At 44.1% G+C, this 12,321-nt stretch carries 6 protein-coding genes; all 6 read left to right on the forward strand.

Going from position 1 to position 12,321, the window contains the following annotated elements; translation table 11 throughout:
• Positions 1-2: 2 nt before the first annotated feature.
• Positions 3-1,154, forward strand: a complete 1,152-nt coding sequence (locus LDL79_RS02560) for an alpha-hydroxy acid oxidase (RefSeq protein WP_225599054.1) — start codon at positions 3-5, stop codon at positions 1,152-1,154.
• Between the two features lie 2 nt (positions 1,155-1,156).
• Positions 1,157-2,584 (forward strand): purine-cytosine permease family protein, encoded by a 1,428-nt coding sequence (locus tag LDL79_RS02565; RefSeq protein ID WP_225599055.1) that lies wholly within the window; start codon positions 1,157-1,159, stop codon positions 2,582-2,584.
• 222 nt (positions 2,585-2,806) lie between these two features.
• The gene (locus tag LDL79_RS02570) at positions 2,807-4,282 is read left to right on the forward strand and encodes a glycoside hydrolase family 28 protein (protein WP_225599056.1); all 1,476 of its coding nucleotides are present in this window, start codon (positions 2,807-2,809) and stop codon (positions 4,280-4,282) included.
• Positions 4,269-6,794 carry a glycosyl hydrolase 115 family protein gene (locus LDL79_RS02575; protein ID WP_225599057.1) on the forward strand — a complete coding sequence of 842 codons (2,526 nt, stop codon included), beginning with the start codon at positions 4,269-4,271 and terminating at the stop codon, positions 6,792-6,794. Before LDL79_RS02570 ends, LDL79_RS02575 begins: the two co-directional genes overlap by 14 nt.
• Positions 6,795-6,796: 2 nt before the next feature.
• A complete protein-coding gene (locus LDL79_RS02580; protein ID WP_317197762.1) occupies positions 6,797-8,668 on the forward strand; it encodes a rhamnogalacturonan lyase in 1,872 nt (623 codons plus the stop codon).
• Between the two features lie 5 nt (positions 8,669-8,673).
• Positions 8,674-12,321, forward strand: a complete 3,648-nt coding sequence (locus LDL79_RS02585) for a DUF4450 domain-containing protein (RefSeq protein ID WP_225599058.1) — start codon at positions 8,674-8,676, stop codon at positions 12,319-12,321.

The following is a 12,321-nucleotide window of genomic DNA, read 5'->3' on the forward strand; positions in this document are numbered from 1 at the left end:
CTATGGCTAACTCCTTTGACACTGCATATCCATCGGTTGATGATTTACGCTCCAAAGCAAAAAAGCGCGTTCCTGCCTTTGCTTTTGAATATCTGGATGGTGGTTGTAATGAAGATGTAAGCATACAACGCAACACTTCAGAAATACGCGATGTACAACTACAGCCGCGTTACCTCAACAATTACGGACAAAGCTCAACGAAGACCAAAGTACTTGGGATGGAATTTGATGCGCCATTTGGTATCGCTCCGGTGGGATTACAAGGATTGATGTGGCCCAATTCGCCAGCGATCTTGGCTAAAGCAGCGCATAAAAATAACATTCCGTTTATTTTGAGTACGGTGACCACAATGAATATTGAAAAGGCCAGCGAACTCACCGAAGGAAATGCGTGGTTTCAGTTGTATAATCCCGTAGAAGATGCGGTGCGCAACGATATTATAGACCGTGCTGAAGCTGCCGGTTGTCCGGTTTTAGTGCTGCTGTGTGATGTACCTACTTTTGGCTACCGACCACGAGATTTTAGAAACGGACTCGCACTTCCGCCAAAGATGTCTGCTAGGAATATTATGCAAATTTTGGGTAAACCTACCTGGGCGTTTAACACGCTTAAACACGGTCAACCAACTTTTGAAAACTTAAAACCATACACGCCGGAAGGTTTAAACTTGAAACAACTGGGCGCTTTTATGGACCGTACCTTTTCAGGAAAACTCAACGAAGAAAAAATTAAACCCATCCGCGATCGGTGGAAGGGAAAATTGGTACTCAAAGGTGTACAATCTTTACAAGACACTCAAGACGCCATAAGAATGGGCTTTGACGGAATCATTGTTTCTAACCACGGTGGCCGCCAACTAGATGCTGCGCAATCAACGATCAATTCGTTAAAAGAAATCGCAGCCACTTACGGGGATCAAATTGAAGTGATGATGGACAGCGGTTTACGCTCTGGGCCAGATATCGCTCGTGCGATGGCTTGCGGTGCAAAATTCACCTTTATGGGGCGCTCCTTTATGTACGGCTGTGGCGCTCTAGGTAACAAAGGCGGAGATCACACCATCGGGATGCTCAAAACCCAATTCAAACAAGTGATGGATCAATTGGTGTGTGAGCGCGTTGAAGATCTACCAAAACATTTAATAACCTCCTAACTATGTCGCAATACAATCAAGAAGAAGAAACTATAGAGGAAATCGCCGGTGGTGAATTTGAACGCCAAGCGGTACCTCAATCCAGACTACAAAGTTGGAAGGCATTTTTAGGAATGTACGCCGGAGAGCACGCTGCAGGAACCGAATTTGTGATCGGCCCGTTATTCCTTACTACGGGAGTAAGCGCTTTTGACCTTATCGTTGGATTGCTCATTGGGAACTTAATGGCGGTTTTGAGTTGGCGTTTTTTAACGGCAGAGATCGGAACCAAGTTTCGATATACGCTGTATTTTCATTTGGAAAAAATCTGCGGAAAACGCTTAGTAACCGCTTACAATCTCGCCAATGGTGTACTTTTCTGTTTCCTTGCCGGGGCGATGATCACAGTTTCTGCAACAGCCGTCGGAATTCCGTTTGATATGGAAATGCCCAAACTCACCGATACCACTCCTAATAGTCTTACTTGGGTGATCATTGTGATCGCTATTGGTGCTGTAATCTCCATAATTGCCGCAAAAGGATATCAAACCGTAGCAAAAGCCGCAAACTGGATGTCTCCGGTGATCGTGCTGGCGTTTATCGCTTGCGGCGTGGTGGCATTGATTCAATTAGATGTACACAGTTTTACCGACTTTTGGAATATTTGGGGAGAAGGTAGCGAACCTTTTCCGGGGCAAATAAAATATACGTTCTGGCACGTTGTACTCTGGTCGTGGTTTGCTAATGCTGCGATGCACATTGGGATGTCTGACCTCTCTGTTTTCCGCTTTGCGAAAAAACCAAGCGCAGGCTGGACGACCGCTGGTGGAATCTACATCGGGCATTATATTGCCTGGATTTCGGCAGCCTTGTTATATGCGGTATATCTTCAATCTCCCGAAGCACAAGCAATGCTGGCAGGTGGCGAAGCACCATCGGTAGCTCCCGGCCCTTTAGCTAATAATGCTATTGGTATTTTTGGAATCATTGCGGTGATTCTTGCGGGGTGGACGACTGCAAATCCAACCATCTATCGCGCCGGACTTGCTTTTCAAGCCATTATGCCTAAAGTTTCTACATTTTGGGTTACCATTCTTGCGGGATCTGTAGCCACAATTGCAGGTTTATTCCCAGCATTTGCAATGAAATTATTAGGCTTCGTGGCACTTTACGGATTCATTCTTGCCCCTATTGGAGCAATAATCGTGTTTGATCATTTCTTTGGAAAAACTGCAGGAATTCAACCATTTTATGCTAAAAAAACAGGAGTAAAATTCAATTGGGCGGTATTCGGCGCTTGGGCATTAAGCTTTGGAGTATTTTATTTCATCTCCGTGCAGTATGATGTATTCTTATCCTTCTTAACCCTGCCGGCCTGGATAAGTTGCGGAATCCTGTTTTTAATTTTCAGTAAATTTTATCAAACTAAAACCGCTTCGTTAAGCACGTAAACTAGGACGCTTAAATAAACTCCCTCAGGTCCAGCCTCGGAGTGCTAAACCTTTTAACGCTGTCAATAAAGCGTAAACAATAATTATTTGTGTGTGTAAATGGTCGTCAAGCTCGCAACTGACGGCCATTTCTTTTTGACAACCCATTACAAAACAGGTAGGAACAGGATACGTTTTCTATTGAGATTATTGATATTGTTTTGTCGATTTCACCAGAACTCCATGAGATACTTTTCAACATTTTTCTTGCTGAGCATACTCCTTACTGCAAGCTGTAAAAACACTTCTGAAACCAACACTTCAGCAACAACATCTTCTGAACCGGAATGGATCAGTCAAGTGGGCGCAGATGACATTGAATTCAATGAAGACGATTTCTATGTAAATGACTACGATGCTATTACAGACGGAAGCGCATTGACCACCACCGCTATTCAACAAGCCATAGATGCTGCAGCAGCAAACGGTGGCGGCACGGTCACGTTCAAGCCGGGAACTTATCTTAGCGGTTCTATTTTTATCAAAGAAAATGTACACTTCAATATTCCGGAAGGTGTAGCCATTTTGGGTAGCGAGTCTATTGAAGATTATCCTGAGATCGATACCCGCGTAGCCGGTATCGAAATGAAATGGCCTGCCGCACTCATCAACGTTTTAGACCAAAAAAATGTAACCATTGACGGAAAGGGCTTGGTTGACGGTCAGGGAAAAGTCTATTGGGATTATTATTGGAACTTACGCGAAGAATATGAACCCAAAGGTTTACGCTGGATCGTAGATTATGATGCCAAACGCCCACGTACCTTTCTGCTTCAAAATGCTGAAAATGTATTTCTAAAAGACCTCAATATTCAGCGCGCCGGATTTTGGACGGTACAAGTACTCTATTCCAACCACATTACAGTAGACGGCTTGACCATTCGAAACAATATTGGCGGTCACGGCCCCAGTACCGATGGGATCGATATTGACAGTTCAAAATATATTTTAGTTCAAAACTGCGATATCGATTGCAACGATGATAATTTTTGTCTGAAAGCAGGACGTGATTGGGACGGACTTCGGGTAAATCGTCCTACCGAATATGTGGTGATCAGAGATTGTATCGCCCTTGCAGGGTCCGGATTGACGACCATTGGTAGTGAGACAAGTGGAGATATTCGGCACGTATTTGTTTCCAACATTCAAGGAAAAGGAACCAAAACCGGACTCAAAATAAAATCAGCTACCAATCGTGGTGGGACGGTTGAAGACATTCATATGCAAAATATCAAGATGGATAGTGTAGGAACTTTTATGCAAGTTTCAATGAACTGGAATCCTTCGTACAGCTATTCTAAATTACCGGAGGGCTATGATTACGATTCCATCCCAAAACGCTGGAAAACCTTACTCGAAGAAGTTACGCCTCCAGAAAAAGGAATCCCGACGTTTAAAGATATTAGCATTTCAAACATCGAGGTTCAAGGCGCCAAACGCGCGATCTATGTAAACGGAATGGAAACTTCTACCGTAAGCAATATTCAACTTACTGATGTGCATATTGCTGCACAGGAAGCCGGTCAAATAACGTACAGTAAAGACTGGACCCTTGATAATGTGAGCCTCAATATCACCGATGGTTCTACGCTAACTATTGAAAATGCGCCGGGCGTTGAATTCCCTAATACCCTATACATCGCAAATGATGAAGATTAATATGAAATTGGACTTTCTAAGTTACCTCGCTTTTTTTCTCTGTATTTTTCAGTTCACTGCCGCCTGCTCTCAAGCTGCAAATCATTTTGAGCTGGTAACAGAACGTCAAAAAGTGAGTATTATTTATGATAAAGACGGAGTTGCACTTGATTCTATTGCAGCACACTTACTTGCAAAAGATATTGAACGCGTAAGTGGATATTTGCCTCAGGTAACTACTGCTATAAATTCAGTATCTGGAAACGCAATCGTTATAGGTGATCAAGCCTCTGATTTGATACAAAGCTTTTCAGAAGCAACCACCCCAAAACAAGAAGCTTGGGAAAGCTATACCCTTAAACTTGTAAAACCGAAAAGTAGCCCTATCAAAAATGCTTTGGTTATTGCAGGCGCAGATGCCCGAGGAACCGCTTACGGCGTGTTTGATATTTCAGAAAAAATTGGCGTTTCTCCTTGGTATTGGTGGGCTGACGTAGTTCCTGAAAAGCAAGAAGAATTAACACTTGAGGTCAGTTCATTTCAGTCTAAAAGTCCACAAGTGAAATACCGTGGTATTTTTCTTAACGATGAAGATTGGGGATTGCAACCTTGGGCCGAGCATACCTTTGAACCCGAAACCGGTGATATAGGACCTAAAACCTACGCAAAGATCTTTGAATTATTGTTGCGCCTAAAAGCCAATGCGATTTGGCCGGCGATGCACCCCAGCACCAAAGCCTTTTTTCACTATCCGGATAATCTGAAAATGGCCGAAAACTATGAGATCGTTTTAGGCTCTTCACACGCCGAGCCGATGCTACGCAACAATGTTGACGAATGGGATCACGATACGATGGGTGATTTTAACTATTTCAGCAATAAAGAAAAAGTACTCAAGTATTGGGAAGATCGCGTAGAAGAAGCCCAAAACGCCAACGGTATTTACACCGTGGGAATGCGAGGCGTTCACGACAGCGGAATGGCGGGCGCAAAAAGCACGGAAGACGCGGCTAATATCCTTAATCAAATCATTCAAGATCAGCGGAAACTTTTACAAAAGCACGTTGGGAATCCTGAGGAAATTCCACAAGTATTTACCGTTTATAAGGAAGTGCTCGATGTTTATGAATATGGTCTGGAGCTTCCTGAAGACATAACCCTGATGTGGACCGACGACAACTACGGCTACATTCGCCGATTAAGCAATGCCAAAGAACGCCAGCGCAGTGGCGGAAGCGGAGTGTATTACCACGCTTCCTATTGGGGAAGACCGCACGATTATCTCTGGTTGAGCACCACACACCCGGCACTTATTAGAGAAGAAATGCTCAAGGCCTACGACACCGGTGCAGACAAGATCTGGATTCTCAACGTAGGCGATCTTAAACCTGCAGAATACAATATGCAGTTCTTTATGGATCTCGCTTTTGATCCCGAATCCTTTAGAAAACCGGATAGCTATAAACAACATATGACCGATTTCTATGAAGGAATCTTCGGAAATGATCTAGGAGCCGAAATTAGCAGCCTGCGTGAAACCTATTATGACCTCGCCTGGCTCAGAAAACCTGAATTTATGGGATGGAGTCAAACCGAACCTACACGTCCTACACATTTGACAGAATTTAGTTTAGAAGAAGAAAATCCACAACGACGTGCTGCTTATCAACACTTGGAACAAGAGGTTGATGCGCTCACCCATAAAATAGACGATGCGCAGCAAGACGCCTGGTTTCAGCTTGTGGCCTACCCTATTTTGGGCGCTTCAGCAATGAATCAAAAATATTTATATCGGGATTTAGCGAGTTTTAATGCGAAACAAAAACCAGAATTAATGCAAAACTATCAGGATTCCATCGCGCTAAAACAACAGCAGATTCAGGAGCTCACTAAAAAGTACAACACTCAGATCGCTGATGGTAAATGGAATAAAATGATGCACAGTGCGCCACGCGGTTTACCGGTTTACAAAGCACCCGATGCCGTACTTGCTGATGAAGATGTAATTCAGAAATATTCAAAGCCCGTGATCTCAAGGAAGGTGGCTGACTTTTCTGATGCAGCAAATTTTGAAGAAGGCTTTCCGCAGGAATTAACAGGTTTGGGGTACTCTAAAACTGCATTACAACTCACGCCTGTTACTCAAAAAGCGTATTCAGATACAGATTTTACAGGCAACCCGGTTTTGCATTATGATATCAATCTTGAGCAAAATCTTGAAGTCGCTGTCCTTACGCTTACCGCTGTTCCCAATCACCCAATCACGGGTGAACAGCAGTTGCAAATTGGCGTTCAATGGGACGATCAACCCGTACAAATTATCGATTTTAAAACAAAAGGAAGAAACGAAAACTGGAAGACCAACGTCTTGCGTAATCAGGCGCGCGCTTCAGTAAACCTTCAAAAACTCAATCCCGGAAAATATCAGTTAAAACTGTTTATAATTGATCCCGGCGTACTGCCCGATTATTTCACGATTAGCGCAAAACACCAGTCCTTACCCTACACCTTTCAACCACAGGAAACACCTTAATTATGAGCTTTCGATTTAAAAAATACGGTCTAATCATTGTTTTACTCTGTCTATCTCAAACCTGCATTGCACAACGTCTTATGGAGCACTTAGACCGTGGCGTGGTGGTCATTCTGCAAGAAGATCAAACTGCTGTAGTCAGTTGGCGGGTTTTAGGTACAGACCCCGACGAACTTCATTTTAATTTGTACCGCCAGACCGGCGAGGAAACACCTCAAAAACTGAATACAGCATCTATTTCTGGCGGTACATTTTTTATTGATGCAGAAGTAGATTGGTCTAAAAAAAACACCTGGTTTGTGACTTCGGTTGTAAACGGAAAAGAATCCAAGGAGCCCGGTACGTTCAGTATTGCGGCAAATGCTGAGTACAAACCTTATCTAAGTATTCCGCTGCAAACTCCTGAAGGTTACGCTCCCGGGGATGCCAGCACAGCAGACCTTGACGGAGATGGGCAGTACGAGTTGGTTATTCATCAGATGGGAAGAGGGCACGACAACTCCCATCGCGGACTAACAGACGACCCTATTTTTCAGGCCTACGAGTTGTCTGGCGAATTGTTATGGGAAATCAACCTCGGAAAAAACATTCGGGAAGGAGCACATTATACACAGTTTTTAGTCTACGATTTTGACAGTGATGGCAAAGCCGAAATGGTCTGCAAAACAGCAGACGGTACCACTGATGCATTAGGAAATGTCATAGGCGATCCGGAAGCCGACTGGCGCGATATTGATGAAAAAAGTAGAACCTACGGAAAGATCATAAAAGGGCCCGAATATCTCACCGTTTTTGACGGTCAAACCGGGAAAGCACTTGCTACTACCGATTATATTGCGCCGCGAGGCGACATCAGCAAATGGGGTGGTCACGGTGGAAACGGGGGCAATGACAATACCGGAAATCGCGTAGATCGCTTTACCGCTTGTGTGGCCTATCTAGACGGAATTCATCCTAGTTTTGTGATGGGACGCGGTTATTATGGTCGCACCGTGCTTGCTGCTTTTGATTTTAAAAAGGGTGAGATCAGCTCTCGTTGGGTATTTGACAGTGAGAACCGAGAAAATCCGTATTCAGGGCAAGGAAATCATAACCTATCGGTTGCAGATGCTGATGGTGATGGTAAAGATGAAATCATCTTCGGCGCAATGGCTGTTGATGATGACGGCACAGGAATGTATTCCACCGGTTTTAGACACGGCGACGCGATTCACGTAAGTGATCTGGACCCCGATGTTCCCGGCTTAGAACGTTTTGGAATTCACGAGATCGAAAACGGAACGGAAGGTCCGGGAATTGCGCTCTTTTCTATAAAAGATGGAACCGTTTTATACACCGCCGAACCCAATCGCGATATTGGTCGCGGTGTAGCAGCCAATATAGACACTACCCGCGTAGGTGCACAAATGTGGTGGCTGGGTTCCCGAGACTTACACGACATTAAAGGAAATGCAATTGGTAAAGCTCCGCGCTCTGCCAACTTCCTGATCTGGTGGGATGGCGATTTTAGCCGCGAACTTTTAGACCGTACCTACATTGCTAAATATGGAAAAGGAATGCTATTCAATGCCGATGGTGCTACGTGGTCTAAAGGGAGTAAAGCGACACCTTCCCTAAGTGCTGATATTCTAGGAGATTGGCGTGAAGAATTACTCCTCCCAAGTAAAGAGGGTGACGAGATGCGCATCTACTCCACAACCATTCCTACCACGCACCGTATGTATACGTTGATGCACGACCCACAATACCGCTTGAGCATCGCTTGGCAAAATGTAGGCTACAATCAGCCGCCGCATACCGGTTTTTATATGGGCTATGGAATGAAAAAAGCTCCAAAACCAAACATAAAATTGATTCCGGAAACTATAGACTGAACGAGATGTACGCCAGTAACACCAAACGTTTTTTAAAACCACTCTTTATTCTGTTTTTAATAGGCTTTACCTGGTCAGGACTCGGCCAGCAAAAACAGGAATATTGGCATAACAAACCAAGAACAATTCATTACAAACCGGAAGGAAACGCTTTTGTTCTGGTTAATGGTTCTCGAAAATTCAATCGAGCACTATACGGTACCAATACCGGTTTTAGATTAGAAACCGGTGACCTGCCGGAATTTGCATTATACCTGCCCGGAATGGGTGGAAATTTCAAACTGGGAATATCTAAGGAAATAGAATCCAAATGGATCACTGAAGCCGACAGCATTACAACCAAATACATTCCCGGAATGATGGAGTACGAAATTCGTGATGCACTCTTAGGCAACGGATTTTTAAAACTTAGTGTTTTGGCTTCAGCAGAAACCGAAGGATTTCTTTTAAAGGTTGAAGAACATAATATTCCCAAGGCTGTTGCTCTTCATTGGCTTTTTGGCGGTGCAAGCGGAAAGAAATTCCATCGTGATGGCGATATCGGCGCGGATCCGGAATCAGTATTTTATCTACAACCGGAATATGCCCGGCACAATTCTTATGATCTCAAAGAAAACGGATTTACCCTTCAGTTCAACTGGGATGCAAAAAGTCAGACCAATAAAAAAACGCTAACCGCAATTGTTCCTAAAGGGCAATTGAATCTCGGCAGTGCTCACGCTATTCAAAACCCTAAGGCACTTCAACAAGCTACATTAGATTCTCTTCCTGTCATTTATGGAACGGTTGAACGATCAGCTGAGCAAACCTATTATTGGAACATTGAGCATACGACAGATGATACTTCTGATAAAGTATTAAGCAGTGCTTCAGCCTTTAAAAAAGCAAGGTTCAAAGCAGATACCTTAGCAAACAGAATTAAACTGAATACTCCTGATTCGTACCTCAATACCTTAGGTGGTGCACTGGCTACAGGGGCAGATGCGATTTGGGAGAATCCCGCTTTTTTACACGGTGCCGTAGCCTGGCGGATGCACCTCAACGCATGGCGTGGGGCCTACAATGCAGATTTGTTAGGTTGGCACGATCGCGCAAAAACCCATTTTAAAAGCTACGGAAATTCTCAAGTGCTCGAACCCGAACGCGGACCTGTGGTACTTGACAGCAGTCGTAATTTTGCCCGACAAAAAGAGGTTTTGGGCACGGCGATGTTCAGTAAAGGTTATATCAGTAGACATCCCAACCGCAATGATCGCGCCCATCACTATGATATGAATCTGGTTTTTATAGACCAGCTCCTTACCTATTTCAACTGGAACGAGGATCCCGAATTTTTAGAGGAAATCTTTCCGGTGATCGAGCGGCATTTGGCTTGGGAAAAGCGCAACTACGACACCAACGATGATGGTTTGTACGATGCTTATGCGGCCATCTGGGCAAGCGACGCGTTGCAATACAGTGGCGGTGCGGTCACGTATACTTCGGCATATAATTATCGCGCGAATACTTTAGCGGCAAAGCTGGCGGCACGTTTAGGTAAAGATCCGCAAGCCTATTTAGATGAAGCCGAAAAGATAAAAACAGCCATTCAGCAAAAATTATGGCTTCCGGATCAAGGGGTGTATGCCGAATACCAAGATGCTTTGGGAAATAAATTGCTTCACACGTCTCCCGGGATTTGGACGGTGTATCACGCCATCGATAAGGGCGTGCCGGATGCATTTCAGCAGCAACAAGCCTTACAGTATATTCAAAAGGAAATTCCGCATATTCCGGTGCAGGCAGAAGGACTTCCACACAAAGATCTCGAATTGGTTTCCACCACAAACTGGCAACCCTACACTTGGTCTGTAAACAATGTAGCACTTGCTGAAAACCTCAACACTGCACTGGCCTTCTGGCAGGGTGGAAATCCCGAAGCAGGTTATAAACTTTTTGAAAGTGCTTTGGTGGAGAGTATGTATTTAGGCGCATCACCGGGTGGCTTTCAGCAGTTATCCTTTTATGATGCGATTCGAGGGGAATTGTATCGGGATTTTGCCGACCCGATTGGGGTAGCTTCCCGGGCATTGATAGAAGGACTTTTTGGTATTCAACCCAATCTTTTGGAACACAAACTGAAAATCAAACCGGGCTTTCCAGAAGAATGGGATCACGCCAGCCTCAATCTTCCTGACCTTGATGTTGCTTTCAAAAAAACAGAAAACACCATAACCTATACGATTACTAATAAATTTAAAACTGATGTGGATCTGGAGCTGGAATTGAGCCTCAATACCACTACTATCAAAGCGGTTATAGTCAATGGAAATTCGGTGAATTATCAACTGGTCGCTGAAGCCATCGGTAAACCGAAAATTTTAATTCCGGCAGGGATTCATAAAAACTATACGATTCAGGTCACTACTGAAGGCACTACGCCTGAAAAACTTCAGAGCAACGCTTTTTATACGCAAGGAGCAGCTTTTGTACTCAAATCAAATAAAGCTGAACTACTTGAACTTAAAGATCCGCAGCAGGTTTTGGCTAATCCACAACATACAAAGCATCAATTGACCGGGCAAATCGATTCTGAAACGGGACACAAGATGCTTTTTGTAAAGCTGAAACAAAACGACGTGACGTGGTGGCAACCGATAGAAATTGAAGTAAAACCGAAATTTCAAATCCTATCTACACAACTGGAAAACGACCATTTGGCGATTACTATTCAAAATAATACCGATGCACAGGTTTCCAGTGATTTAGAGATCAACCATACAGCTACGCAACAGATACGTTTCAAAGCTAGAGAATCAGCAACCATAATATTGGCACTGACAGAATGCTTTCCGGGAACAAATCTGCTTGAGCTGAGCTTTGCTTCCGGAGAAAAAATTCAGCTACCATTTACCAATTGGGATATTCCAAACTCCAGCAGAAAGCAGCAATCGATGCCAAACATCAGTAGCTTTTTTAATGCACGGGTAGACGAAGTATTTCAGCAGAAGTATTTGAGTCCGCGCCCCCAATCTCCTACCCTGCAACTCCCTACTACCGGCGTTGGCAATTGGTGTTATCCCAATGTCGCTGAGGATATATATCTTGATGATACCGGACTTCGCAAGGCTTCCAAATCCGGAATTCTTAAGGGATCTAATGGAATCCTTTACGCAACACCTTCAGAAGAAGATGCGCTCAATATCGCACTCACCTCAAAATGGAACAACTATCCCGATTCGATCACTATTCCGCTTAAAGGCAAGGCATCCCACGCCTATTTGCTGATGGCTGGAACCACCAACCCGATGCAAACCCAACTGGTGAATGGTATAGTAACTGTCACCTATACCGATGGAACTACGGCGGTTTTAGAACTTAAAAACCCTGAAAACTGGTGGCCTATCGAGCAGGATTATTATACCGATGGTTATGCGTTTACTACCGGCGCGCCCAAACCACCTCGGGTCATTTTTAAAACCGGAGAGATCACACGTGATTTTAAAGACTATATCAACATTCACGGCTTTACCAATTACGGAATTGATGGCGGCGCAGGAACGGTTCTCGACCTTCCGCTCAACCCACAAAAAACACTAGAAAAACTAACGCTCGAAGCTCTGGCGAATGATGTGATCATCGGGCTGATGAGTATCACATTATTGAAACCATAA

It is taken from the genome of Leeuwenhoekiella palythoae (assembly GCF_020310025.1).
GTDB classification, from domain to species: domain Bacteria; phylum Bacteroidota; class Bacteroidia; order Flavobacteriales; family Flavobacteriaceae; genus Leeuwenhoekiella; species Leeuwenhoekiella palythoae.

Excerpts from the sequence above, each read along its gene's own strand:
- LDL79_RS02560 (WP_225599054.1), top strand. The coding sequence starts at position 3 with ATGGCTAACTCCTTTGACACTGCATATCCATCGGTTGATGATTTACGC.
- LDL79_RS02565 (WP_225599055.1), top strand. The coding sequence starts at position 1,157 with ATGTCGCAATACAATCAAGAAGAAGAAACTATAGAGGAAATCGCCGGT.
- LDL79_RS02570 (WP_225599056.1), top strand. The coding sequence starts at position 2,807 with ATGAGATACTTTTCAACATTTTTCTTGCTGAGCATACTCCTTACTGCA.
- LDL79_RS02575 (WP_225599057.1), top strand. The coding sequence starts at position 4,269 with ATGATGAAGATTAATATGAAATTGGACTTTCTAAGTTACCTCGCTTTT.
- LDL79_RS02580 (WP_317197762.1), top strand. The coding sequence starts at position 6,797 with ATGAGCTTTCGATTTAAAAAATACGGTCTAATCATTGTTTTACTCTGT.
- LDL79_RS02585 (WP_225599058.1), top strand. The coding sequence starts at position 8,674 with ATGTACGCCAGTAACACCAAACGTTTTTTAAAACCACTCTTTATTCTG.